The 25,394-nt window shown below is 44.1% G+C and carries 20 protein-coding genes; 9 read left to right on the top strand and 11 right to left on the bottom strand.

Going from position 1 to position 25,394, the window contains the following annotated elements; genetic code table 11:
- The first annotated feature begins 386 nt into the window (after nucleotides 1-386).
- The gene (locus ACXACS_RS13770) at nucleotides 387-1,232 is read left to right on the top strand and encodes an HDOD domain-containing protein (protein WP_474807365.1); all 846 of its coding nucleotides are present in this window, start codon (nucleotides 387-389) and stop codon (nucleotides 1,230-1,232) included.
- 37 nt (nucleotides 1,233-1,269) lie between these two features.
- On the opposite strand, the gene ACXACS_RS13765 is transcribed toward ACXACS_RS13770, so the two are convergent.
- A complete protein-coding gene (locus ACXACS_RS13765) occupies nucleotides 1,270-2,085 on the bottom strand; it encodes an acyl-CoA thioesterase (protein WP_474809277.1) in 816 nt (271 codons plus the stop codon).
- A gap of 169 nt (nucleotides 2,086-2,254) precedes the next feature.
- On the opposite strand from ACXACS_RS13765, the gene ACXACS_RS13760 reads away from it, so the two are divergent.
- On the top strand, nucleotides 2,255-3,577 hold the full coding sequence (locus tag ACXACS_RS13760) for a spinster family MFS transporter (RefSeq protein WP_474807363.1): 1,323 nt from the start codon (nucleotides 2,255-2,257) through the stop codon (nucleotides 3,575-3,577).
- 71 nt (nucleotides 3,578-3,648) lie between these two features.
- The gene (locus ACXACS_RS13755) at nucleotides 3,649-4,461 is read left to right on the top strand and encodes an alpha/beta fold hydrolase (RefSeq protein WP_474807361.1); all 813 of its coding nucleotides are present in this window, start codon (nucleotides 3,649-3,651) and stop codon (nucleotides 4,459-4,461) included.
- A gap of 123 nt (nucleotides 4,462-4,584) precedes the next feature.
- On the opposite strand, the gene glgC is transcribed toward ACXACS_RS13755, so the two are convergent.
- Entirely contained in the window at nucleotides 4,585-5,871 is a 1,287-nt protein-coding gene (gene glgC / locus ACXACS_RS13750; protein ID WP_474807359.1) for a glucose-1-phosphate adenylyltransferase, read from the bottom strand.
- A 588-nt stretch (nucleotides 5,872-6,459) separates the two neighbouring features.
- Between glgC and ACXACS_RS13745 the strand changes: the two genes are divergently transcribed.
- Together ACXACS_RS13745 and ACXACS_RS13740 are read left to right on the top strand one after the other, a co-directional pair.
- Nucleotides 6,460-6,993 (top strand): SRPBCC family protein, encoded by a 534-nt coding sequence (locus tag ACXACS_RS13745; protein WP_474807357.1) that lies wholly within the window; start codon nucleotides 6,460-6,462, stop codon nucleotides 6,991-6,993.
- Nucleotides 6,994-7,068: 75 nt separating this feature from the next.
- The gene (locus tag ACXACS_RS13740; protein ID WP_474807355.1) at nucleotides 7,069-8,223 is read left to right on the top strand and encodes an MFS transporter; all 1,155 of its coding nucleotides are present in this window, start codon (nucleotides 7,069-7,071) and stop codon (nucleotides 8,221-8,223) included.
- On the opposite strand, the gene ACXACS_RS13735 is transcribed toward ACXACS_RS13740, so the two are convergent.
- The 7 genes from ACXACS_RS13735 to ACXACS_RS13705 all read right to left on the bottom strand — a co-directional run bounded on the left by ACXACS_RS13735 (nucleotide 8,192) and on the right by ACXACS_RS13705 (nucleotide 16,557).
- Nucleotides 8,192-9,205, bottom strand: a complete 1,014-nt coding sequence (locus ACXACS_RS13735; RefSeq protein ID WP_474807353.1) for a transposase — start codon at nucleotides 9,203-9,205, stop codon at nucleotides 8,192-8,194. The genes ACXACS_RS13740 and ACXACS_RS13735 overlap by 32 nt on opposite strands.
- Nucleotides 9,206-9,484: 279 nt before the next feature.
- On the bottom strand, nucleotides 9,485-10,438 hold the full coding sequence (locus ACXACS_RS13730) for a hydroxymethylglutaryl-CoA lyase (protein ID WP_474807351.1): 954 nt from the start codon (nucleotides 10,436-10,438) through the stop codon (nucleotides 9,485-9,487).
- Nucleotides 10,386-12,392 carry an acetyl/propionyl/methylcrotonyl-CoA carboxylase subunit alpha gene (locus ACXACS_RS13725; RefSeq protein WP_474807349.1) on the bottom strand — a complete coding sequence of 669 codons (2,007 nt, stop codon included), beginning with the start codon at nucleotides 12,390-12,392 and terminating at the stop codon, nucleotides 10,386-10,388. Before ACXACS_RS13725 ends, ACXACS_RS13730 begins: the two co-directional genes overlap by 53 nt.
- A complete protein-coding gene (locus ACXACS_RS13720; RefSeq protein WP_474807347.1) occupies nucleotides 12,382-13,182 on the bottom strand; it encodes an enoyl-CoA hydratase/isomerase family protein in 801 nt (266 codons plus the stop codon). The genes ACXACS_RS13725 and ACXACS_RS13720 overlap by 11 nt, the downstream gene beginning before the upstream one ends.
- 11 nt (nucleotides 13,183-13,193) lie before the next feature.
- A complete protein-coding gene (locus tag ACXACS_RS13715; protein WP_474807345.1) occupies nucleotides 13,194-14,801 on the bottom strand; it encodes a carboxyl transferase domain-containing protein in 1,608 nt (535 codons plus the stop codon).
- A gap of 182 nt (nucleotides 14,802-14,983) precedes the next feature.
- Nucleotides 14,984-16,153, bottom strand: coding sequence for an isovaleryl-CoA dehydrogenase (locus ACXACS_RS13710; RefSeq protein ID WP_474807344.1), 1,170 nt, complete (start codon nucleotides 16,151-16,153; stop codon nucleotides 14,984-14,986).
- Nucleotides 16,150-16,557 carry a MerR family transcriptional regulator gene (locus ACXACS_RS13705; protein ID WP_474807342.1) on the bottom strand — a complete coding sequence of 136 codons (408 nt, stop codon included), beginning with the start codon at nucleotides 16,555-16,557 and terminating at the stop codon, nucleotides 16,150-16,152. Before ACXACS_RS13705 ends, ACXACS_RS13710 begins: the two co-directional genes overlap by 4 nt.
- Before the next feature lie 351 nt (nucleotides 16,558-16,908).
- Here ACXACS_RS13705 and ACXACS_RS13700 point away from each other — a divergent pair, with 351 nt between their 5' ends.
- The 4 genes from ACXACS_RS13700 to ACXACS_RS13685 all read left to right on the top strand — a co-directional run bounded on the left by ACXACS_RS13700 (nucleotide 16,909) and on the right by ACXACS_RS13685 (nucleotide 22,040).
- Nucleotides 16,909-18,084, top strand: a complete 1,176-nt coding sequence (locus ACXACS_RS13700; protein WP_474807341.1) for a thiolase family protein — start codon at nucleotides 16,909-16,911, stop codon at nucleotides 18,082-18,084.
- Nucleotides 18,085-18,177: 93 nt separating this feature from the next.
- On the top strand, nucleotides 18,178-19,278 hold the full coding sequence (locus ACXACS_RS13695) for an alpha/beta hydrolase family protein (RefSeq protein WP_474807340.1): 1,101 nt from the start codon (nucleotides 18,178-18,180) through the stop codon (nucleotides 19,276-19,278).
- Nucleotides 19,268-20,503, top strand: a complete 1,236-nt coding sequence (gene kynU, locus ACXACS_RS13690; RefSeq protein ID WP_474807338.1) for a kynureninase — start codon at nucleotides 19,268-19,270, stop codon at nucleotides 20,501-20,503. Before ACXACS_RS13695 ends, kynU begins: the two co-directional genes overlap by 11 nt.
- 103 nt (nucleotides 20,504-20,606) lie before the next feature.
- Complete coding sequence (locus ACXACS_RS13685) at nucleotides 20,607-22,040, top strand: diguanylate cyclase (RefSeq protein ID WP_474807336.1); 1,434 nt, start codon at nucleotides 20,607-20,609, stop codon at nucleotides 22,038-22,040.
- A 78-nt stretch (nucleotides 22,041-22,118) separates the two neighbouring features.
- On the opposite strand, the gene ACXACS_RS13680 is transcribed toward ACXACS_RS13685, so the two are convergent.
- Together ACXACS_RS13680 and sbcB are read right to left on the bottom strand one after the other, a co-directional pair.
- The gene (locus ACXACS_RS13680; RefSeq protein ID WP_474807335.1) at nucleotides 22,119-23,774 is read right to left on the bottom strand and encodes a FapA family protein; all 1,656 of its coding nucleotides are present in this window, start codon (nucleotides 23,772-23,774) and stop codon (nucleotides 22,119-22,121) included.
- A 125-nt stretch (nucleotides 23,775-23,899) separates the two neighbouring features.
- Nucleotides 23,900-25,330, bottom strand: a complete 1,431-nt coding sequence (sbcB, locus tag ACXACS_RS13675; protein WP_474807333.1) for an exodeoxyribonuclease I — start codon at nucleotides 25,328-25,330, stop codon at nucleotides 23,900-23,902.
- Nucleotides 25,331-25,394: the final 64 nt, after the last annotated feature.

The following is a 25,394-nucleotide window of genomic DNA, read 5'->3' as shown; positions in this document are numbered from 1 at the left end:
CCTTAGAAATTCTAATTCTTATAGGTAATTACCCTAAGTTTTTCTTTGAAATAGAATTTTAGGTTTGTGAAAACAAGCTGCTCGTTATAATACGCGACGTTCCGGCATGTTCAAGGAACTCCAGAGATGTCTTGTAGTCTAGTGTATTACCAAAATTGATAATGCTCAGGGTTGAAAAAACAGCTTATACTTATAAAAGAACATCAATTAATAGTTACTTTTTTAAGAGTTTTTAACTGCCTGATTAGTAAAGAAATCATACTTTTTTACTAGGCGATATTAATTGACCTCTTTAGTTTTAACGCCTATACCTTAATTAAGCTCTTGGCGAATGGAGGTGCCTTGAACACGACAATGACAAAGACTGCATTGAAGAGAGTGCACGAATGAATTTAGATGAATTAGTTTCGAAAGCGGAAGACCTCTTTGTTTTACCTGACTCGGTAACGCGACTTAAAGCTTGTATGGACGATGAAGCTTCAAGCATTGACGATATTGGCGATATCATTGCTTTCGACCCGTCATTGGCTACCCAGCTGCTTAGAGTGGCAAACTCAGCACTCTATCGTTTTCCCAATAAGATTGACACCATAACAAGGGCTATCCAGGTGGTGGGGACCCGTTCGACCTACGATTTGGCGCTTGCCTATGGTGTAAGTCAGGCATTTAGCGAAGTAAATGGCCAAGCAATAGACTTAGACAAGTTCTGGGAACAAAGCGTTTCTTGCGGGTTATTGGCCAAGTATTTTGCCGATATGCGCAATATTAGAGAGCCCGAAAGACTTTTCGTTTCCGGGCTGCTTCACAATATTGGAGAGCTAGTTACCGTTTCGCTTTTGCCTGAGTCGGCAACTCGCTGTCAGGCATTTAATGCACGGGTAAGTCCCGCAGAGCTTCAATTTGGCGTATTAGGGTTTACCTACGCAGACCTGTCGGCAAGACTGATTGAAAAATGGGAAATCCCTAGTTCAATTTATACGCCAATTGCCAGTATTCACAAAGGCGAAGATGTAGAGGCAAATGTAGAAGATAAAATTCTACAGCTTTCTTACGTGTTGGCACTAGATAACGTAAACCCAGAAATTTATCCAAGCTATCACAATTTAAAACCTGAGATGCACGAGGCGTTGTCGCTAAATCGCGAGGATCTGGAAGACGCGCTAGATATAACTAACCTTCAATGTATTTCGGTTATTTCCTTGTTTAATCCTAACGCGTTTATGCTCTATTAAGGCTAAACGCCTTTAGCCACAGCTAATGCCGTAGCGATTAGTCAAAAATCGCTACGGTTTGTCTACTTATTGCAATGACTTCGTTATCTTTATCCCAAATTGTCGCTTCCGTGTGACCATAACCGTCAGCTGCCTGTCTAGTATGGGCTTTGTAGCCGAACCAATCGGCAGGGCTCACCGGCTTATGCGGGTGGATAAATTCTAAATTCCAGCTAACCGTGCTAGCAGGTGCCGGCAACTTCATCATTTGCAATAGCGTAGGCGGCCAGGCATCAATCATGGTAATGATGTGTGCATCAGTTATCGCCGCAGGAGCTTGTTTAAACCGCATGAATCCGTGGTAGTGGCTTGTTTTTCTTCGCGTAAAAGGAATACCGCCATCTTCAATGGCTAAGTCAAAGTAACGTAAAAACTTTGGCGTAACCTTCGGGATTTGCGGGATGAATTTTGCTTTGCTAGGCAAAGGCATATCATGCCTTTCGTTATTTTCTACCTTAATACCAGATTCTCTAGCGACCCCGAAACACGCTTGGGAAAAGACGCAGCTTTTGCCGTCTTGAATGGCATGCGCGGTATACTGCGAAACATTTTTACCCGTTCTTAATAGGGTAACTTCGATAGAGAAGGGGGCTTCGAGGGACAAAGGGCCAACAAAGTTAGTAGTAAAAGAGCGTAACACCCGATTATCAGTTACTTGTTGTTTCACAGCGGTATACAGCATACCGGCAGAAATGCCGCCAAACGCCGTTCGTCCTTGACCCCAAGTTTTAGGAATGACGAGCCCGTCAACTTTCCAGGTATTTTCCGATGTTTGTGATAGTTGGGGAATATTGAGCAATTCATCTACTGTCATATTGGCTTGTCTGGTCTGATGAGTTAAGTGGGTGTCATCGTACATTAAGCGCTGTGGAACGAAAAGCCTGAGTTAGAAATTTTCGTTATGTTAACAAATAAGTAACAATTAGTTGTGTATTTTTTTACCAGCTGCGTAGACTGGGATATCGTCACTCAAAAGGACTGTTATGGCCCATACGCACGTTGAAGGTATTCCCGCTAACGAAGCTGGAACATCTAGAAGTTACCGCAATTACGTTCTGTTCATATTAACCTTAGTGTATGCCTTTAACTTTATAGATAGGCAAATTATCGGAATATTATCGCCCTTCATTAAAGCCGATCTGGGGTTAGATGACGCTCAGTTGGGGTGGCTTAAAGGCATCTACTTCGCGTTACTTTATACCGTAATGGGTATCCCAATTGCTTGGCTTGCAGACCGTTATAGCCGGGTAAATATCATCGCAATATCATTAACGCTCTGGAGTGGCTTTACTGCAGCATCTGGATTAGCAGCCAACTACATGCAACTCGCTATTGCTCGTATTGGTGTGGGTATTGGAGAGGCTGGGGGCAGCCCACCATCGCACAGTATTATTTCTGACCTTTTCCCTAAAGAAAAACGCGCTGGAGCTCTGGCCATTTATTCTTTAGGCATTCCATTTGGTGTAATGCTGGCGTTTTTTGCCTCAGCGTTCTTTTTGCAGGGCGGATCTGCCGACTGGCGTACGGTAATGTACAGCGTGGGTATACCTGGAGTAATACTGGCTATTTTGCTGAAGTTGACGGTAAAAGAGCCTGCTAGAACAGTTTCTGCGCCAAGTGCAGATGACGCGAATAAGCCAAGTGTTAAATCGTCATTGAAAATGCTGCTAAAAATACCTACGTGGTGGGGAATGGCATTGGGTATTTCATTTGGTTCGTTCGGTAACTATGCAATATCGACTTGGGTCATAGATTACTACGTACGAGCATTTGCAGGGCTAGATATTACACAACTTCTTATTGTATTTGGCATCATCAACGGTACTGCATACGCATTGGGCGTGTGGTTAGGTGGCTATGTAGCTGACAAGTGGGGCAAGCACAATAAGAAAGCTTATGCATTACTACCTGCTATCGCGCTTATCATCGGGGTGCCTGCCTTTTATGCATCGTTACAAGTTCAAGATTTGTGGTTGTCGGTTGGGCTTATGGCGCTGCTGTTATTTACAAGTGGCTCTTACTTAGGACCTAGTTTTGCAATGGCACAAACCCTTGCGCCGATAAACGTAAGGGCGATGTCGACGGCACTCTTCTTCTTTGTTTTGAATATAATTGCGTTAGGCGGCGGGCCTACGCTTACCGGAATTATAAGCCAAGCGCTGGTGCCGTCCTTGGGTGAGACAGAGGCATTAAGGCAAGCACTGATTTACCTGGTGGTTCCTTACGCCATTTCAATTGCTGTGTTCTTATGGACAAGCACGAAGATAGTAAAAGATTGGGAAATGGCAGAATCTAGGGGCTTGTAGTATTATCGTTATTCCATTGTAAGGGGCTGATTATAGGCCCCTTTATTGTTTGAGTATAAAGGAGTGTATTGGTGTCGTCGTCAGAGTTGAGTTTTCATTTTGCCCATGCGAACGGGTTTCCTGCCGGGAGCTATAAAGCCATGTTTTCGGCGTTACCCAGCCACTTCAATCGTTTGCACGTTGAGCGATTCGGGCACGACCCTCAGCTTCCCGTAAATGGCAACTGGCGAAATCAAGTTCAAGAACTCATCAAACATATTAAGAAAGAAAACAAAGATCCACGCGGTGTTTACGGTGTAGGGCATTCGTTTGGCGCCGTAATTACCTACATGGCGGCGTGTGAGGCGCCTGAGCTATTTCGGGGCGTTATTTTATTCGACCCGCCGCTAGTGGTTGGCCCACTGAGTTACTTTTTTAAATTCGCTAAACGTACGCCTTTAATTAATAAGCTAACGCCTGCAAAACTCGCACAAACGCGTAATACACGTTGGCCAAGCAATACCGATATGGTTGCGTACTTTCATGGCAAAGCACTATTTAGAGATATGGATAAACGATGCGTAAGAGACTACGTGAAGTCTGTTACAGAGACTAAGGGAGACAATATCTCACTTACATTTCGGGCTGACGTAGAAGCTGATTTATTCCGCAATGTGCCTCATAACCTCGGGAAATACAAAGGAAAGCTTAAGTGTCCTGCAGTATTGGCGACGGGTAGCAGCAGTAATGTATGCAAGCCTGAAATGTACTCGCGACTAATGAAGCATAATGCAATTGAACATGTGGTATTAGATGGTGGACATATGTTCCCGTTAGAGCATCCTGAAGCGGTAGCGAGGTTTATTGAGCAAACCCTTACAAGGTGGAGCAATGAGGCGGAGTAAGCGGGTGGGTTCGCTTGTTGGTCACATAAATTGGGCTAAGTTATTAAAGGTTTAGCCGGTTTATCTGAGATTGATTTTGACGGTAGGCGCCAAAATCAATCTCATAGGCTCTTGAAAGGTTTATTAACTCTGTTTGCTTGAGGCGCTTAGTCCACCCACTGGTTGGCCTAGCATTTCACGTGTTACAAGTACCACACCTTTTTCTGAGACACGGAAGCCTCGTGCTTTATCTTGTTCGTGGTCGTAACCAATGGTCGTTCCTTCCGGTATAACGCAGCCGCGATCAATAATCACCTTTTTCAACTTACAATGGCGTTTAATTTCAACGTCTGGAAGGATGACGGCATCTTCTATTAACCCGTATGAATGTACACGTACGTTAGAAAAACAAATAGAAGAACGAAGGGTAGAGCCAGAGATGATGCAGCCACCGGAGACAACAGAGTTAATAGCTTCACCACGTCTGTCATGATCTTCCCATACAAACTTAGCAGGCGGTAGTTGTTCTTGGTACGTCCAAATAGGCCATTTTCTATCGTATAGATTAAGCTGAGGTACTGGCGCTACCATCTCCATATTGGCTTCCCAGAACGAATCAATTGTACCTACGTCACGCCAGTAAGCGTTATCTCCGCCACTTTGCTCAAATGGGTAGGCATATACGGGATGGTCAGCAATTATTGATGGAATAATGTCTTTACCAAAATCACGCTGAGACCCCATATTTTCAGAGTCTACTCGCAGTTGTTCAAATAAAAACTCGGTGTCGAATACATAATTGCCCATAGAGGCTAGGCAGCGCGTGGGGTCGTTCGGAAGCGGAGTAGGGTTGGCAGGTTTTTCTTCAAAACCATTAATTCGGTAGTCTTCATCTACGGACATTACACCAAAAGCGCCCGCGGCTTCTTCTAGAGGTACTGACATACATGAGACGGTCATTTTTGCACCAGACTCTTTGTGCTTAGCGAGCAAATCACCGTAGTCCATGCGATAGATATGGTCACCTGATAAGATCATAACGTATTTGGGCAGCTCATCACGGATGATGTCGATATTTTGGAAAACAGCATCGGCGGTGCCTTCATACCAACTGTCGGAAAAGCGTTGAGACGCCGGAAGAATTTCAACTGATTCGCCGAGTTCTTTCTTGAAGTGCCCCCAACCTCTGACCAAGTGGCGAATTAAGGAGTGAGACTTGTACTGAGTGACAACGCCAATTCTTCGAATGCCTGAGTTAACACAATTTGATAGGGGAAAGTCGATGATTCTAAATTTACCGCCGAAATAAAGCGCGGGTTTGGCTCGCCAAGTAGTGAGCTCGTGTAGTCTTGAACCTTTCCCCCCAGCTAAGATAAGCGCATATGTATCGCGGGTGAGGTTACTGATGTAACGAGAACTTTGATCTGCCATTTCCTAAAAACTCCTGTAAAAAAGCGACAACTGTGTATCGATAGAAATATAAAAAGAAAACGAGGTGTTGCGATTGAATGCGCTATGCATGAAAGGCCCGACTGAACAGGCTTTACTGATAACCTAAACCCATATTACACAAGATAATTTATAATAACAGTGCGATTTTCTTGCTTTGTGATGAAATGGTTAAATTTTTGAATTTTTTGTTGCTTTACGGTTTTTCTAAACAAGACATCCATCGTAGGGTTTAAGCAAGGATAAGCAAGACACCCATCATACAATTTATACTCATAAAGCATAGTCGAGGTATCCACTATCACAAGGGAAAGGCGAAGTAGTCTGTATTAGAAGGGTTTGGAAAGACACCCATCTAAAACTACGAATATCTACATATTTAGTGAGACATCCAACTAAAATTACGAGCATATGAAAGGTACCTGTACGCCGAAAAACCTTTAACTCCGTTAAAAATAGATGGTTGGGTGTCTATCTAACGGTAATTTCGCGAAAGCGTTAAATGCGACACTAAGTGACATTTGTTAATTAGATGTTATATTTGAATAACTGTTTTTTGTGGAGTCTCAGATGGGTGCATTAAAGAAAGTTCTAGTGATGGTTGGTGTTGTAATTCTATTGTTTGTAATTACAAGCTTTTTTATTCCAAATGAATATAGTGTGGAAAGGAAAGTTAGTATAGACGCCGAGCCTTCTGAGATATATCCGTATGTCGTTGATTTAAAAGAATGGCAGAAGTGGGGAGTGTGGTTTAAACGCGATCCAAACATGAAGCTTGATTATTCTGGTCCAGATAGGGCTATTGGGATGCGTTCGGAATGGATGAGTGAAACGGAAGGGAATGGCGAGATGGAAATCACGCAACTAGAGCACAACAAACGCGTTCTCTATCGTTTATATTTTCCTGATTTTGACATGGGCTCATCCGGTGTGGTCGAAATAGAATCTACAGTCGACGGTTCTATAGTAACTTGGAGAGATGAAGGTTCGGTCGACAATAATCCAGTAAATAAATATTTCGCGCTGATGATGGATAGTATGATTGGCCCAGATTTCGAAATGGGGCTTGAAAACCTTAAGGTGCTGGTTGAAAACAACGGTTGATATGCGCAACATTTTGATCTGAAAATATAAAAGTGCCGTAAGCAGTGAATCGGTTTACGGTACGTGGCATTGTCCATGAAAGAAAAAAATCTCCTTATTGCCGGCCTTTCTCTTAATAAGCTTGCCGACCTATTAATATCAGCTAAGACCACATTGACGGCAGTGCTCCTAAGTGTTGGTGCTCCACTTTGGATGGTAGGATGGTTAGTTCCTATCAGAGAATCAGGTGCGCTTCTACCCCAGGTTCTTATCAGCGTTTATCTTCGAAAACACGCGCAGCGGCATATCGTTTGGCGCATTGGTATGGCAATTCAGGCATTTGCTGTACTCGGAATGCTATTTTCGGTCGTGTTCTTCTCTGGCTTCACAGCAGGCGCTTTGCTCCTAACCTCTCTTATATTTCTAAGTTTAGGTCGTTCAGCGTGTTCGTTAACTGTTAAAGATATGGAAGCAGATGTTGCGGCAAAAGGAGAACGCGGCAATTTGATAGGCTTGGCGTCTACTATTTCTGGGGTAGTTACACTAGTAATTTCAATACCTCTGGTTATATTAGATGGCAGCCTTTCTTCGAACGTACTTTTGCTAATTTTAAGTGGAAGCTTAATCTCCTTTGTTTTGACCTTGGTATGTGTGTGGCCCATCAAGACAAGTGTGGACACCGGTAGTGACGAAGAGAAAACGTTTAGTATTAACTTTGACTCTACTGTTTATAAATTTATTTTTGTTAGGGGGCTTTTCGTGCATTCGGCGCTCGTGGCTCCTTATTTCATGATTGAAAAAAATGGTGATGCGCAAGAGTTGCTTCCAATTTATATAGGTGCTGAGGCTGCGGCTGCGCTTTTATCTTCAATTATTTGGGGTAGGCTCTCTGATAAAAGTGCAAAATTAACACTACGGTTATCTGGTTTGCTGGCATTGTGTTCATGTGGAGGGCTTCTTTACTCGCAGTCCAGCTCTATTGTCACATCGGCATTTCTATTCTTTTTGCTTTCGATTGCTCATACAGGAGTGCGGACAGGGAGAAAAACATATAGTTTAGATGTTAAAGATGGCCATGAGCGAACTGAATTAGTCGGTTTTTCTAACACTGCTATAGGAGTGATTTTATTAGCATTTGGCGCTCTCTACGCTGCGGTAACCCCTGTTTTACCATTTTCAGTAGTTTATATTATGGCCGGAGTACTTTTGGTGGCAGTTGTTATGACTGTAATTCTACCCTCTGAGAAGTAGATTTAAGGTCGAAGCAGAGCGATGCTGCTTTCTGTTTGGCCATCCGCTTTCTATGAGTGCGTTCTTTGAATTTCTGCATGGATGTTGTGTCTCCTGCAGCAAAAGAAAAAGTGTTTTCAAAATCATTGATGACTTTGAGCCAATGAGATTTGCCGAGACCTATTAGCTTTATGTCGTTATTGCTTTCTTGAGTAACGGTTTCTTTATTGCTATCAAGGAGTAACTTAATAGAGTCATTAAGAAGCTCACAATAGTTGTTTAGGGTGAAATTTAAGCAGCGGTGATTTTTACTTACCCTTTGACTTTTAAAAGGAATTAGCCCTTTAATCGGTTTGTTATTCAATGCGTTTGAAGCTAGCCTGGTATGTATACTTGTGTGATACGAGTTCTGTATGTTTGTTGCAGCCTTTGCACGAATTGGGTTTAAATCGACATAAGTCATACAGGAAAGTAGAGCCTTTTCAGTTAATAAAGCCTGTGAACGAAAGCGCCCCTCCCAAAATCTACCTGTACAGTTGTCCTCTTTGTTGGCTTTTCTTGCAATAAACTCATTTAAATTCCTCATGAACCAACTGATATCAAAGAGACGTTTTCTATAAACTTCTGCTGTAGCTTGAACTGCATCTACTTCACTATCGCTAAGTAATTCGCCCTTCATGTATTTTTGAGTGAGCAGGGTGCCTTTGTGCATTTTATGCCACTGCTGTAAAACAGTCTGTGTCGGCCAGGAAAGAGCTGCGCTTTTGTTTACGCATAAAACAACATGAACGTGGTTGCTCATGACAGCATAAGCACAAATGTCTATTGAGAAAACTTTACTTAAAAATAGAAGCCTTTTCTCTACCCAAGATTTTCTATGCTCGTAACTAACATTATTATGTCGATCGTACCCGCAAAGGTAGCTGCGTCTTACGCACCGAGATATACAGTGATAGTAAGGTGTGTCTTGAAGACTGATGAGGGACTTTCTGCTTTGTGCCACTTTGTTCCATCCAGCAAGGTCATATTACTTGAACAGACCTTACCATCTGAGGTGCTGCTCTGTGACCTGAACAAAGGAGCGGTTTTCATGATTGCGCATCAATCACAGTGGAACAGCTTAGCTTACAAAAGCTTACAGAGACATCCATTCTAAGAAAGTTTGAAGAGGCATCCATTTTCTTGAAGTTTACAAAGACACCCATCCCAATAATTCTCTTGACGCTTATAATGGGTGTCTTTGTTAGATGTGGTCGTGTGCGCACGCCACAATTACGAAAGATTATTTGGCCATCAGCGCGTTGGCTGATTTTGATACGGGCGAGCGACCCAATACGTCAGAAATATACGACGAGGCTACAAGCAGCTTGTTCATGTCCACTTCTGTGGAAATGTCCATGCCATTCAACATATACAGGACATCTTCTGTTGCGACGTTACCGCTGGCCCCTTTGGCATAAGGGCAACCTCCTAGTCCTGCAACAGCCGAATCTATGGTAGAAACTCCATATCCTAGCGCCGTATATAAGTTAACTAATGCCTGCCCATAAGTATCGTGAAAGTGAACTGCAACCTTGCTGACATCGATCTCTTTTAGTACATCATCAAGCATTAAGATAGTTGCTTTTGGAGTGCCCACCCCAATAGTATCGCCTAGTGAAACCTCGTAACACCCCATGTCAATCAGCGCCTTACTGACCTGTGTAACAGCAGTAGGTAAGACTTTACCTTCATAAGGACAGCCCATTACACACGAGACATAACCTCTGACTTTTATTTTATTGTGGTTGGCTAGTTCAAACAGTGCTTCGAAACGCTTTAAGCTTTCGCTAATTGAGCAATTGATATTCTTTTGTGAAAACGACTCAGATGCTGCTCCAAATACAGCAACCTCTTTTACTCCTGATTCTATGGCCGCTTCTAGCCCCTTAAGGTTGGGTGTCAACGCAGAATAACGGATATTCGCCTTTAAATTTAGCGCTTTAATAACCTCACCTGAATTCGCCATTTGAGGCACCCATTTGGGCGAAACAAAGCTACCAGCCTCAATACGGTTTAGGCCAGTTTCTGATAGAAGCTTTATAAGCTCTACCTTTTGTTCAACCCTTAAAGTCTGTTTTTCATTCTGAAGGCCGTCTCTAGGGCCGACTTCGACAATACTTACTTCTTTAGGAAACGTCACATTAAACCTCGGTTGCTTCTTCAGTAGAAAACGCCAATAGCGTGGCCCCACCATCCACTAATTCACCCGGGTTGAAGAAGAACTCTTCTACTGAGCCGTCGTGTGGCGCAATAATACTGTGCTCCATCTTCATCGCCTCCATGACTAAAATTGGAGCACCTTTCTTAACCTGCTGACCTTTCTCAACTAAATGCGCGACTATTGTTCCATTCATAGGAGCACTTAAATTGGCATCATCACCATCACTGTTATCATCACCTAACGAGGGCGAAACTACACTAAACTTAGCATGGGTGTCTTTGTTAAAAAGAGTAAACACCCCATCATTGTCTGAAAACGAAAAAGTTGATTTGTATCCATTGATTGTCGCTTTCAGCGTGTTATTTATGATCTTGCCACTTACTTCGAAGCTTTCGTTAGCTACCGTAAGCTCCCAGACAGGCTGATTCCCGTGTAGTAGATGTTTTACCTCAACACCGACCTCTTCTTGGCCGCAAAGCAACGTTAGAGTTTCTTGGTGATTTCCATTAGACCGCCACGCACCCGCAGTGGACCATACTTCAGGTGTGCGATTACTCAAGGTAACTTTTCTACTTACTAGGGAAAGTAATGCCATTGCTGGGATATTAGAATGGATGTCTTCGCTAGCTACATGGTTAAACAACGAATCGTTATGCTTTTCAACGAATGTAGTTGTCAACTCAGCAGCACCGAATGCAGGGTGTGTAGCGACGCGCTTTAGGAATTCAATATTTGTGCTTACACCGTCAATATAGTAATCGCCCAGCGCACTAATTAGGCGCTTGAGGGCTATCTCACGGTTCTCTCCCCAAACTACGAGCTTGGCAATCATAGGGTCATAGAAAACGCTTACCTCATCGCCTTCCACAACGCCAGTATCAACACGGACTACGTCATTTTCTTGTGGTGTGCGTAACAGGCACAGCGTGCCGGTGGAAGGTAGAAACTCGTTGTTCGGATCTTCAGCATAAATACGTGCTTCGAATGCGTGTCCTGTTAGCGTGAGTTCCTTTTGTTGCTTAGGAAGCGGTTTGCCTTCAGCAATAGTTAATTGCCAGTGAACCAAATCCTCACGGGTGATCATTTCTGTCACTGGATGTTCTACTTGCAAGCGTGTGTTCATTTCCATGAAGTAAAACGAATCATCTTCATCAAGTAAAAACTCAACTGTTCCTGCACCTACGTAGTTAATGGCTTTGGCCGCCAGTATCGCCGCTTCACCCATTTTCTCTCTTACTGACTGAGACATATTTGGAGCTGGCGCTTCTTCAATAATCTTTTGGTGACGGCGTTGAACCGAGCAATCACGCTCGAAAAGATATACACCGTTACCATGGGTGTCACAGAAAACTTGTATTTCAACATGGCGAGGGCGGGTAAGGTACTTTTCAACCAGCATATGGTCGTCACCAAAGCTGGCCATAGATTCACGTTTAGCGGCGTTTAAAGCCTGAGAAAATTCTTTCTCACTCCACACTTGGCGCATGCCTTTACCGCCGCCACCAGCTGCGGCTTTCAAAAGCACCGGGTAGCCCATCTCATCGGCAGCACCTTTCAACACCGCTTCACTTTGTTCGTCGCCATGATAGCCTGGAACCAATGGAACGCCTGCTTTTTCCATGATGTGCTTTGCAGCAGATTTTGAACCCATCGCTTCTATTGCAGATGCGGGAGGACCTACAAAGATAATATTGTTTTCTGCACACAGATTTGCAAATTCAGCATTTTCAGAGAGAAAGCCATAACCTGGGTGGATTGCATCTACACCAAGCTCTTTCGATTTCTCAATGATGAGTTCACCACGTAAGTAACTTTCTTTTGACGGGGATGGCCCCAGATAAACTGCTTCGTCAGCCATTTGTACATGGAGTGCATTCTCATCGGCGTCTGAATAAACAGCTACAGTTTTTATACCTTGTGCGTTGGCTGTCTTTATAACGCGGCAGGCTATTTCGCCACGGTTTGCGATTAGTAATTTATTTATCATTTTGTACCTCCACCCATGACGCACTGCGCTTTTCTAAAAAGGCTGACAGACCTTCTTGACCTTCATCAGAAGTCCTAACTTGTGCAATAAGTTTGCTCGTTTGTGTGAGAAGGACATCATCAATTTCTTGCGTAGACACCCATTGCACCAAGTCTTTAGCTTTCGCCACTGCTTGGGGGCCGTTTTTCAAAATATTTGATAAAATGTCGTCGATAGTGCTATCGAGTTCGTCTTCGGTAACTGATTCGCTCAATAGCCCTAGTCGTCGTGCTCTACGCGCAGAAAATACTTCAGCGGTTTGAAAGTAGCGTCGGCATACACGTGCCCCCATTGCCTCAACAACGTAAGGGCTGATAGTCGCTGGAATAAGGCCTATTTTTACTTCGCTTAAGCAAAACTTGCTGAGCTTGCTTCCAATAGCAATATCGCAACAGGCAATTAAACCGACTGCGCCTCCGAAAGCTGCGCCTTGTACTCTCGCTATTGTGGGCTTTGGCATTTTATAAAGCGTCTGCAGCATGGTTGCTAATGCAAGAGCGTCACTTTCATTTTGCGCTTCGGTATAACTGGCCATCTTTTTCATCCAGTTAAGATCGGCGCCAGCGCTGAAGCTTTTACCTTCTGCCCTCAAAATAAGCGCGCGCACATTCTCGTCTTCGCCCGCTTTTTTAAACAAACGGGTGAGCTCGATTATCATTTCGTCGTTGAAGGCATTATGTTTATCAGCCCTGTTTAAGGTGACAGTGGCAATGTTTCTTTCATCTACGCTGTAAATAACTGATTTTTCCATAACCCGAACTCCTACATTCTAAATATGCCAAAATGGGTGTCTTCGATAGGCTTGTTGAGGGTCGCTGACAGCGATAGCCCAAGCACTAATCGCGTATCCGCCGGGTCAATAACGCCATCGTCCCAAAGCCTTGCAGATGCATAGTATGGATGTCCTTGCTTTTCGTAGGTATCAATAACAGGTTGTTTAAATGCTTTCTCTTCTTCTGTGCTCCAAGATTCGCCAGAACGCTCTTTTTGGTCGCGTTTTACTTGAGCTAAAACGCCAGCCGCTTGCTCACCGCCCATTACAGAGATGCGAGCATTTGGCCACATGAAAAGAAAACGTGGGTCATAGGCTCTGCCGCACATGCCGTAGTTACCTGCACCAAAGCTTCCGCCGATAAGCACAGTGAGTTTTGGTACATTAGCGCACGCTACCGCGGTTACCATTTTGGCACCGTGTTTTGCTATTCCACCGTGCTCGTATTGCTTACCAACCATAAAGCCGGTGATGTTTTGCAAAAATACGAGGGGGATTTTCCGCATGGCGCAAAGCTCGACAAAATGAGCGCCTTTGAGCGCACTTTCACCGAAAAGTATGCCGTTGTTCGCAACAATGCCGACAGGGAAACCGAATATGCGTGCAAAACCACAAACAAGGGTAGTGCCATAAAGGGGTTTGAATTCATCAAAATCTGAATCATCAACGATTCGAGCAATAATTTCCCTCACGTCGTAAGTCTGGCGACTATCGGCAGGCACGATGCCATATATCTCTTTGGTGTCGTAGCGTGGAGGTTTTATCTCGGCCACGTCTAGGTTTTGAGGTTTCTTCCGGTTTAACCTTGAGATAGCATTTCGGGCTAGAGAAAGTGCATGATGGTCATTGTTGGCTAACTGATCAGCAACCCCTGAAATTCGAGTGTGGACGTCTCCGCCACCAAGTTCTTCTGCAGTTACCACTTCACCTGTCGCTGCTTTAACAAGTGGTGGCCCACCTAAGAAAATAGTCGCCTGTTCTTTAACGATAATACTTTCATCAGCCATAGCAGGAACATAAGCGCCGCCTGCTGTACAGGAGCCCATAACGACCGCAATTTGAGGAATATTCTTTGCAGACATATTCGCCTGGTTGAAGAATATGCGGCCGAAATGATCCCTGTCGGGGAATACATCATCTTGGCGAGGTAAGTTAGCACCACCTGAATCCACTAGATAAATACAAGGTAAGTTATTCTGTTCTGCAATTGTTTGTGCTCTAAGGTGCTTTTTAACGGTTAGAGGGTAGTAAGTACCGCCTTTCACAGTAGCATCATTAGCTACAATCATGCACTCGATGCCAGCAACAATTCCTATGCCCGCAACAACTCCTGCACAGGGCACATAGTCGTCATACACTTCCCATGCGGCCAACTGGCCTATTTCTAGAAAAGGTGTGTCTGGGTCAATCAGTGCATTAATTCGGTCACGAGGTAGAAGTTTTCCCCGTGACACGTGGCGTTCAGCCGCTTTCTCACCGCCACCTTTACAAATTTGTTCTATTTTTTCGACAAGATCATTTACCTGAGCCTGCATATGCTCGGCGTTTGCGATAAATGTTTCGGACTTCGTATTTATACTTGAGCGAAGAACGGGCATAACCCCTCCTTATGTTGGGCGTATGCGACGGCTGTCGCATTAACCACTAGTTAGCAATATGATTAGCATGACACCCATGCTAAGTACTTTCGCTGCGGTGGGTGTCTTGCTAATTTCGATAGAACAAAGAGCGTTTAATCTTTTCCGTTCAATAGAATTTGCCTTCCACCCGTAATCCCGATTTACTTCGATTCGTTGAATAGCTCGCGGCCGATTAGCATGCGGCGGATTTCCGATGTACCTGCACCTATTTCATAAAGCTTGGCGTCACGTAATAGGCGGCCAGTAGGATATTCATTGATATAGCCATTACCCCCTAGTAACTGAATAGCGTCTAATGCCATTTTTGTGGCCAGTTCTGCTGAGTAGAGAATCGCGCCAGCCGCATCTTTGCGCGTTGTTTCACCGCGATCGCAAGATTGTGCAACGGTGTATACATAGGCTCGAGCCGCATTCATTTGTGTATACATATCAGCGACTTTGCCCTGTACCAGTTGAAATTGACCAATTGATTGACCAAACTGCTGGCGGTCGTGAATATAAGGAACAACTATATCCATGCACGATTGCATAATGCCGAGTGGGCCGCCGGATAAAACAAGACGCTCGTAATCTAAGCCGCTCATTAATACACGAACGCCTTCGCCTTCTTTGCCAAGAATATTTTCGGCTGGTACTTCGCAATCTTCGAACACTAACTCGCAAGTGTTAGACGAGCGCATGCCAAGTTTGTCGAGTTTTTGCGCGCGACTAAAGCCCGGAAAGTCACGCTCCACAATAAATGCTGTGATACCCTTTGGGCCTGCTTCAGGGTTGGTCTTTGCATAAATAACAAAAGTATGTGCATCAGGGCCATTCGTTATCCACATTTTGTTACCGTTGAGAATGTACTTGTCGCCGCGCTTTTCAGCTTTTAATTTCATGCTAACAACGTCAGAACCTGCGTTAGGCTCACTCATTGCTAACGCACCGATGTGTTCACCGCTTACTAGCTTAGGCAGGTACTTTTCACGCTGAGCGTCGTTACCATTTTTGAAAATTTGATTAACGCATAGGTTTGAGTGTGCTCCGTAGCTCAATCCAATACCACCTGATGCGCGGCTAACCTCTTCCATCGCAATAGTGTGGGCGAGATAGCCCATGTCAGAGCCACCGTATTGCTCTGAAACAGTTACACCCAATAAACCCATATCGCCAAGCTTAGTCCACAGTTGATTTGGGAATTGGTTATCTGCGTCTGCTTGCTCAGCCAGAGGTGCAATCTCATTTTGTGCAAATTGGTAGACCTGGTCACGTAACATCTCGATGTCTTCACCAAGTCCAAAATTCAAAGTAGGGTAGGAGGTGTTCATGCGATATTTCCTCGTTTTAATTCTGCGAGTTCTTCACGGCAGCGTGCTTCAACATCATCCAGTTCTGTCATTAGCATCTGAATATCTTCTAACTGTTGTTTAAGCACTGCTCTTTTTTGCTCAGTCATTTCAAGCATGGCCTCTAGCTGAATGGCCGAGTTGGGGTTAGTGTCGTACATGTCGAACAGTGTTTTGACTTCAGCAAGGGAAAAACCTAAACGTTTTCCGCGCAAGATAAGCTTTAAGCGCACTCTGTCTTTGTTTAAATAAACACGATTCTGCCCAGTTCTGGACGGGGACATTAGCCCTTGCTCTTCATAAAAACGAATTGAACGAGGAGTAATGTCAAACTCTCGCGCGAGTTCACCTATTGCATATGTTGTGTCGTCTTCGTACTTGCTCATTACACGTACCTTGTTTTTAGCGCTGTTAACACCCTTTATCTTAGCGTGGGTGTCTTTGTAATTAATTTCTCTGTAGTAGGTTGGGTGTCTTCGCAATCGCACTATTGTTATAAAGCAGCGTATTTTCTATACCGCTGTATTAAAACGTAGTGTTTGGTTGACACACACTTGGTACAGGTTTACGTTAACGTTAATTACATTTTACGTTAAGGTAAAGTAACATTTTGCTAACGTCAATTTTTCATGGTGAAGGTAAAGCATAGTCGCTATTAGAGGTGTTTACTTTTGTATACATCTGTGCGGCCTTCTTCACTTAACTCTATAATTTAAATGAATTTTAAGGGCAAGGTTATGAGTAAAGATTCAGTAGTTATTGTCGCAGCTAAACGCACACCAATGGGTGGGTTCAACGGTAATTTGTCTTCGCTTACTGCGACCAAACTGGGAGAAGTTGCGATTAAAGCAGCCTGTGAAGAGATGGATGTCTCTGCAATTGATGAAGTCATTATGGGGTGTGTATTACCTGCTGGTCTAGGTCAATCACCTGCACGACAAGCATCACTGGGGGCGGGGCTTCCGTTAAGCTCCGGAGTAACAACCATTAATAAAGTATGTGGCTCTGGCTTAAAAGCGGTAATGATGGCGCATGACTTAATCAAAGCAGGCAGTGCGACAGCAGTTGTAGCGGGTGGAATGGAGAGCATGAGTAATGCACCATACATGCTTCCTAAAGCAAGAACGGGTTATCGCATGGGTCATGGTCAAGTGCTGGATCACATGATGCTTGATGGGCTAGAAAATGCTTATGATGGCAAAGCAATGGGATGTTTCGCGCAAGATACGGCCGATGAAGAAAATATATCTCGCGGAGAAATGGATAAATTTGCACTAAACTCGCTTTCAAAAGCACATGAAGCAATAAATAGCGGTACATTCGTTGATGAAATAGTGCCTGTAACCATTTCTTCTAGAAAGGGCGACACCGTGGTCGATACCGATGAAGGCCCGGGGTCAGCACGTCCTGAGAAAATACCAACTTTAAGGCCTGCTTTCAAAAAAGACGGTACGGTCACTGCGGCGAACTCAAGCTCAATCTCCGATGGTGCTGCAGCACTGGTTGTTATGAGTGAGAGTAAAGCGAAAGAGCTTGGTCTAGCGCCACTGGCACGTGTAGTTGCTCACGCTACAAATTCTATTGAACCTGAAAACTTTACTGTGGCACCTGTAGGGGCAATGGAAAAAGTGTTGGATAAAGCAGGCTGGACAAAAGAAGAAGTTGATTTGTTTGAGATTAATGAAGCTTTTGCAATGGTAACTATGCTGGCAGTCAAGAAACTTGGGCTTGATGAAAGTAAAGTGAACGTGAAAGGTGGTGCATGTGCATTGGGCCACCCAATCGGTGCATCAGGTGCACGTATTTTGGTAACTCTTCTACATGCGCTGAAACAACGCGGCGGACAAAAAGGTATTGCTTCCTTATGTATTGGTGGTGGTGAAGGCGTAGCATTGGCTGTTGAAATGATCTAAACAAAGACCGGCGATAAGATGTCAAAAAATTAATCATAGAGTGCCACCATTTACTTGGTACTCTATGATTTAATTGAAATAAAAACTATCAATATGAAATCTTCTATCAAAGCTTCCTATCCAATCACATTAGCTGTGTTAGCGGCACTCTTGTTTGCGGTAAATTCTCAAGCGTCTTCACTTCCGAATGAAGGTAGTGTTGTAAATAACAACGTAACTTACGATGACACCCATGCTAACTCGAAGTTTCATGCAGACCCGCAAGAGTTATTATTTACGTTGGGTGTCACCCAAACAACGCCGAATTACAAAGACACCCACGATAATGAACAGAATCTTTTCCCGAAAAACGCTTCGGATGACACCCATGCAAATATTGATGTAAACGCTCATTCGAATGAAATACCTCGCACACTGACCCAAGTGCCATATTCTGCGTTGGGTGTCTTGCCAACGTCAGAGCATGATAGCCAATTTAGCTATGGGAGTGACCCACTTCAGACTGTGTATGTATGGCATGGCCGTGGTGGGGATGAAAATGAGTTTGCTGGGGACGCCGTTATCTTCGTTCATGGCGGGTGTTGGCTTAATGCATACGGCTATGACCATGCTAAAGGGTTTTATCATGCCTTGGCAGAGCTTGGGATGGGTGTCTATGCAATGGAGTATCGCCGCGTAGGCGATGAAGGCGGTGGTTGGCCCGGTAGTTTGGAAGATGTAACAAGTGCTGTGAAAGCATCTATCGAGAATATTGAAGCTACAGGCGATAGTGGCAACATATATTTGGTAGGGCACTCTGCAGGCGGGCACCTTGGCTTACTTGCCGCACAGCAACTATCGAGTAGCGATGTAGGTACAGGCATTAAACAAGTAATAGGCCTTGCCGCTATAACGAATGTGCAAAGTTACGCCCTTGGTGAAAATAGCTGTCAGACAGCCACGCCACAGTTTATGGGTGGCATGCCAGCTGAAAACGAACGTGATTACCAAATGGCTACGCCAGACGCAGCTAAAATCAAGCCTTCGGTAATATTACTGCAAGGCAACGAAGATAGTATTGTACCCGAACACCACGCTACAATGCCCGGCGCAAAAAATAGAATAATAACAAACGGTGGTCATTTCGACTGGCTACATCCAGAGTCTACGTCCTTTGACGCTTTACTTGAGGTTATGAGTCAACATGATGAATAAGGTTTTTTCTGCTGAGCAACTTGATAAAAAAGATCCGCTTTTTAGCAAGGCGGGCGAATTCTCGTTGCCAAACAATACTATCTATCTTGACGGTAACTCTCTTGGCCCCTTACCCAAGAAAGCGGAAGAGCGCGCCAGTGAGGTGGTAAAAAATCAGTGGGGTGAGGGCCTTATCACAAGCTGGAACAAGCATCAGTGGATTTCACTTCCACAGCAGGTAGGCGACAAAATTGGTACCATTATCGGCGCAAATCAAGGCCAAGTAATATGCTGCGACTCGATATCAATCAATTTGTTTAAGGTGCTTAGTGCTGCCTTGAGAATGCACCCTGAAAGAAAAGTCATCGCCACAACAAGAAACAATTTCCCCACCGACATTTATATGGTACAGGGCTTACTCGATTTGCTGGGCGATGAATACAGCATCCGATACGTAGATGAAAACAGTGTTGGTGCCCAACTTGACGAAGATATCGCTGTGCTAATGCTGACCCAAGTAAACTTCAGAAGTGGTTTAAAGCTTGATATTAAGAGTATTACTGAGCAGGCACATAATAAAGGAATACTTACGCTGTGGGACTTGGCACACAGTGCGGGCGCGTTTCCCGTAGCCCTAGATGAGTGCAATGTAGATTTCGCCGTGGGTTGTACCTATAAATATTTGAATGGCGGCCCAGGTGCTCCTGCATTTATTTATGTTGCCCGACGACATCAAAGCGCTTATAAACAGCCTCTATCAGGTTGGATGGGCCATAGCTCGCCATTTTCATTTTCTCCCGACTACACCGCTGATACCTCAATAAAACAAAACTTGTGCGGTACGCCAGGCATTATTGGCATGAGCATTCTAGATGCTGCCCTTGACGTGTTCGAAGGCGTTTCGATTAAAGCCATTGATGAAAAATCTAAAAAACTTCAAGCCTATTTTATCGCTGAAGCTAAAAGGGCTGGGTTATTAAACGAGCTTAAGGTGGTAAGCCCTTCGCTAGATAATCGAGGTAGCCAGATCGCTTTCGCACACGATGATGCTTATGCCATTTGCCAAGCGTGGATAGCTGAAGGTGTCATTGCTGATTTTCGTGCACCAAATATACTTCGTGTTGGCTTTGCGCCGCTGTATTTAAGTTTTGCCGATGTCGAAAAAGCGGTAACAGCATTGGCTGCTATCGTGAGTGAAAAACGTTATGATCAGGAAATATTCAAGCAACAGCAGAGTGTCACATAGCTAAATAGTGACTAAATAGTCGAATTTATTGCATTTTTTGCGTTTAACCTTAATACTTCGCGGTTGACTTGTTATTGATGTAACTATTCTTTTGGGTGTGCAGTTGAGAAAAATAAGAAAAGGCCTGCTTTGCACAGTGTTGTTTGTAGGAGCCGCTTTTAGCGCGTTTTTGCAAGCTGCACCGGAGCAACCATTAGCATCTCAAAATTCAATTGAAGTAACCTATTGTATCGACCCTAACTGGGCGCCTTATGAAGCGATAAGAAATGGCATCCACGTAGGTATTTCAGCCCAGTACATGCAGCTTATTGCTGAACTCAGCGATCTTAAGTTTAAGCTTGTTTCTACACAGAGCTGGCAGGAAAGCCTAGAGTTCGTTCAACAAGGTAAATGCCAAGTCATCCCCATGATGAACACCTCTGATTATCGCAAGCAGTTTTTAGACTTTAGTGTGCCGTATTTTGAGGCGCCAAATGTATTGGTTGCTCGAACAGGGATGCCCATGCTGCAGGGCTATTCAGGAATTGGAAATCGTACTGTAGGTATTGTGCAGGGTTACCGGCAAGTCGAATATATCTCTCGTCATTACCCAGGGTTGCGTCTAAAACTCATCCCTTCTGAGGAAGAGGGCCTTAAGCAACTCGCAAATGGTGAATTTGACGTAATGGTAGGTTCACTAATGAGTGTGAATATGCACATTAATAACCTTGAACTCGAGGATTTACACATTGTTGGTTACGCTGAACCCTTTGACTCTCTCGCATTTGGCGTTAATAAGTCGTTCGGTCATTTAATCGATAAACTTAATGTCGCAATAGAGCGAATTCCAGAGACAAAGAAAGTAGAAATCTATAAGCAATGGAACAACGTGCAAATCCGTTACAGCCGCAACTATACAGCGATGATAATAAGTTCAGCGATTGTATTATTAGGCTTGTTGTGGCTAATTTCGAGAAACCGCCATGTGGGTGGCTACAAGCGCATAATTCAACAAAAAAATGAAGAAATAAGTGCGCTTCAAGCCACGTTGTTAGAGAAAAACAAAACATTAGGTTTTCTTTCGGCTCACGATACGATCACCGGTCTATATAATCGTAACCACATGATACAGCGGGCGGAAGAAGAGATATCGCGCTTTCATCGATTTCATACCACCGCTACATTAATCGCCATCGATTTAACGCCTGTTGATGAAGAGCTATTTTCTCACGACCCTTCTATTCGAGAAGAGATGTTAAAGACCGTAGCTCAAAACTGCCTTAATACTGTTAGAGAGGTTGATGTTGTTTCAAGGTTCACTGGGGAGCAGTTCGTCGTACTTTGTCCTCAGACCCAGTTAGACTCAGCAAAAATTCTTGCAGATAGGTTGTTAGAGTGCATGGATACTCATTATCTTCTAAGTGACAAATATAAAACTGCGATTGGTATGGCTGAATTGCGAGACTCAGAAGAGTTCCCAGATTGGCTTGAGCGCACTATAAAGGCACTTTATCAGTCTAAGCGGCAAGGCTACGGCAATGTGACCATTGCTCAGTAAAATTGGATTGTCCTGTAGCTAAATAAAAAGGCAGATGTGCGAAGCCTGAAATGCCGGCTTCGCTAGCCTAAACATCATCTAAATAATTGGTTCATAATGCCACTGGTGTGAGTCGTAGTGGATTTGAGCGCGATCGTACTCCCGCTCAGAACGCCAGTTTCGATTATTTAATTTAGCAGATACGCCCGGATAGAGCCTTTTATTTGCAATAAGTTTTATATCTGTTTGATAGTTTTCTTTTGCGGCTTTAACGTCGTTAGCTTTATTCTCTAACCACTCTAGAAGGGCGCTTTCGTTGTTAAAAAGCTCAAGCGCTTCTGCTGCCTTGCGCTGTAGCTCCCTAGGAATTTTTTTACCTTGAATAAGGTCGATTTTTTCTTTGTGCTTTAAGTTGTTTTCGCGAATTTGCCTTAATAACTCATCAAGAGAATCTTTGCGCTCTAGCAGCTGATTAAAACCAGGGCTGAAATCAACTTTTAACGTACTTCCTGAAACAGCGCCGAGTGTTCCCGCTTCAACCCTATCTTGACTAATAATGTCACACGCAAACAAATTGCCCATTGGTTTATCAATTTGCCCAACGATTACCGCACCACCGCAGCGCAGACGACTGTAAGCAAGCTGTCTACCGACAGTTATATTCCCAGCGCACTGAATATCGATGCCTTGACCATGCTGTACGTGAATGCTTCCCGCAGCAACGAGTTTGCACTGGTAGTCACCTTGCTTATCGTTCACCTTGCCCATAGCACCTTCGGTAATGATGATGTCACCGCCCGACTCAATGTAAGCTGACTCTACAAAACCATTGATGGTAACGTCACCTGCCGCTTTAATTTGCATTTTCTCGGTGACATCGCCATTAACTAATACAGCACCTTCATAATTTACATGCCCTGACCCAACGTTAACGCCATTACAAATAAAGGTATCATCTATATTCATAATTTGGTCACGGTATTTAGGCATCCCTGAAATGGATGACATTAATAGGTTTGCGTCGCTATCAGACACCACCGTCCCTGTACCCATTTTAAAGTCCACCCATTCACCAGGGGCGGCAGAGATTGTGTTTCCTTTCACGTCAAAGCCAGAACGACCTTTTGTAGGTGGAGTACGGCGCAGAACAGGCGTGTTTATTTTCACGCATATCACTTCGCCTAAGTTGCGCATGTCAACGCGTTCACCTTCGTTCGTTTGCGGTCTTAGTATTCGTTCAAGTGCGTTCGGAACAAGGGGAATAAATTTGGAGTTTTTTCCATTTCGGGCAGGAAGCCCTTTAGCTATGGTTTCCTCTAATACAGTGCCAGGCGCCGCATTTCTTGCGGCTTTTAGCATGGCGTCTATTTTTTTAGTGCTAACGCCTCGAATCACTCTATTTTTGACCGCTAATAATTTAACGGTCGCAAGGGATGGGAGTTTACCGCCATAGGGGGTAGTGAGGACCAAATTCGCAATCATGCCGTCTTCAGGTACCCGAAATTCAACTTCGGCGTTTTTGCGTTCGCCAATGCGTTCTTGAATCACAGTACCATCACCTGTTTTAAAGTAATGGTTGGCCGTTTCACAGGCTGATTTTAACGCTTTTTCTGACACATACAGACGCTTGGTTTCGCCACTTTCCAACTGCTGTCTAACATCACGAATATCCACCTCTGATGTAAATTCAGAAGGATTGAGCATAATGTTTATATAGGTTCTTGATTTGTCGAAGCTTATTGTAACGCCATTCATGACTACTTATTCCCTTACGCGCGTGTATTGTTATTATCGGCGGAGGTCATCAATTCCTTGACTACGTTTTATCCTTTACCGCCTTAGTTCAACTATCATTAATTTATGATGTTATAAAACCTCCGTCAAAGGTTTTTAGCATACTGATACAGGGCGCGCAGTATGGCCTGCTTGTCGGGGTTGTCGCTGTGCTCGTGAGCTAACGCTTCAAGCCGCATCATGTAATTTTCTAGTGTAATCGAGCCGCCAAATGCGGAGTCTGTTAGTCGAGCCTGACGGTGATACTGCCATTTCGTCATCTCATCAGCGGTAAGTGTATTAGGGTAGTTGCGCGCACGATAACGAAACAGTTGTTTGCGCAATCTTTCATGCTGTGTTTCATCGGCCAAGGTGGCAAGGTCGTCAGGGGCTGCATCAATAACACGCTCACACCAACGTCTATCTTCGTCATTTAAGAAACCACCGCTATACAAGGCATGGTCTACGTCATGCTCTTTACTTTCACGTTCTTCATCATATACGCCCACAAGTTTAGCCGCGAGTTCGTTAGTGCTTGCGAGTGTTTTGTAATTGTCTAGGCAACGTTCGCGATCAAGACCTAACCTAGCGGCGTTTTCCTCAGTCATTGCTTTGGCTGTGGTAATAAAAGGGGAGCGATTAATGTGGATAAGTTTAAGACCAGGTCTTTCTTTTGTATCTGAATACGTATCCGCTGGCGCGTAAAGCGCCTGTCTTATTTCTTCGGCTGAGTCGTTTACCACGCTGTCTATATCATGGGATAAATTTATCGCTATAAACGCATTCGAATTGGTTGGATGTTTAGCAATTGGCATTACCCATGTGCAACACCCCTGAGAGGCAGGCAATTTAGAAGATATATGCAAAAGTACCGAAGGTTTGCTTAGGTCAATTTGCTGCATAACCGTATGTTTATTGCGAAGCGACAATGCATACTCAAATAAACGAGGCTGCTTTTCTTTAATAAGCTTTGCCAAAGCAATGGTTGCGTAGACATCGCTAAGCGCATCGTGTGCATTTTCGTGACCAATGTTATTAGCTGCAGTGAGCGATTCTAATTTGAAGCTAGGCGTACCATCTTCTCGTTCTGGCCAATTGATTCCTTCCGGTCTAAGCGCATAACAGGCTCTTGCTACATCAATAATATCCCAGCGACTGTTCCCGTTTCGCCACTCCCGTGAATAGGGATCGTAAAAGTTGCGGTAAAACAAATAGCGCGACACTTCATCGTCAAAGCGAATACTATTAAATCCTACACTACAGGTGTTTGGGGTAGACATCTCTTGGTAAATTCGCGCTGCAAAATCTGCCTCGTTTGACCCATCTCTTATGGTTTGCTGTGGCGTAATGCCGGTAACCAAGCATGCCTCTGGGTGAGGCAGATAATCATTAGCAATGGCGCTCATAATGTTGATGGGTTTTCCAACAACATTTAAATCCATATCTGTTCTGACCGCGGCAAATTGGCAGGGGAGATCTTTTTGTGGGCTGGTGCCAAATGTTTCAAAATCGTGCCACAAAAATGTAGGTGCGTGCATAACCACCATTGCTTATTAGTAAAACCTTGCACGCAGTGTACACCGCGATAATTTTAATACCAAA

Source organism: Alteromonas sp. AWM4_230 (genome assembly GCF_056158305.1).
This window is presented reverse-complemented; position numbering and strand designations above follow the sequence as displayed.

Bases quoted from the DNA above. Each gene is read 5' to 3' on its own strand.
- ACXACS_RS13770 (WP_474807365.1), top strand. From the start codon at position 387: ATGAATTTAGATGAATTAGTTTCGAAAGCGGAAGACCTCTTTGTTTTA.
- ACXACS_RS13765 (WP_474809277.1), bottom strand. From the start codon at position 2,085: ATGACAGTAGATGAATTGCTCAATATTCCCCAACTATCACAAACATCG.
- ACXACS_RS13760 (WP_474807363.1), top strand. From the start codon at position 2,255: ATGGCCCATACGCACGTTGAAGGTATTCCCGCTAACGAAGCTGGAACA.
- glgC (WP_474807359.1), bottom strand. From the start codon at position 5,871: ATGGCAGATCAAAGTTCTCGTTACATCAGTAACCTCACCCGCGATACA.
- ACXACS_RS13745 (WP_474807357.1), top strand. From the start codon at position 6,460: ATGGGTGCATTAAAGAAAGTTCTAGTGATGGTTGGTGTTGTAATTCTA.
- ACXACS_RS13740 (WP_474807355.1), top strand. From the start codon at position 7,069: ATGAAAGAAAAAAATCTCCTTATTGCCGGCCTTTCTCTTAATAAGCTT.
- ACXACS_RS13730 (WP_474807351.1), bottom strand. From the start codon at position 10,438: ATGGTGGGGCCACGCTATTGGCGTTTTCTACTGAAGAAGCAACCGAGG.
- ACXACS_RS13725 (WP_474807349.1), bottom strand. From the start codon at position 12,392: ATGATAAATAAATTACTAATCGCAAACCGTGGCGAAATAGCCTGCCGC.
- ACXACS_RS13720 (WP_474807347.1), bottom strand. From the start codon at position 13,182: ATGGAAAAATCAGTTATTTACAGCGTAGATGAAAGAAACATTGCCACT.
- ACXACS_RS13715 (WP_474807345.1), bottom strand. From the start codon at position 14,801: ATGCCCGTTCTTCGCTCAAGTATAAATACGAAGTCCGAAACATTTATC.
- ACXACS_RS13710 (WP_474807344.1), bottom strand. From the start codon at position 16,153: ATGAACACCTCCTACCCTACTTTGAATTTTGGACTTGGTGAAGACATC.
- ACXACS_RS13705 (WP_474807342.1), bottom strand. From the start codon at position 16,557: ATGAGCAAGTACGAAGACGACACAACATATGCAATAGGTGAACTCGCG.
- ACXACS_RS13700 (WP_474807341.1), top strand. From the start codon at position 16,909: ATGAGTAAAGATTCAGTAGTTATTGTCGCAGCTAAACGCACACCAATG.
- ACXACS_RS13695 (WP_474807340.1), top strand. From the start codon at position 18,178: ATGAAATCTTCTATCAAAGCTTCCTATCCAATCACATTAGCTGTGTTA.
- kynU (WP_474807338.1), top strand. From the start codon at position 19,268: ATGATGAATAAGGTTTTTTCTGCTGAGCAACTTGATAAAAAAGATCCG.
- ACXACS_RS13680 (WP_474807335.1), bottom strand. From the start codon at position 23,774: ATGAATGGCGTTACAATAAGCTTCGACAAATCAAGAACCTATATAAAC.
- sbcB (WP_474807333.1), bottom strand. From the start codon at position 25,330: ATGCACGCACCTACATTTTTGTGGCACGATTTTGAAACATTTGGCACC.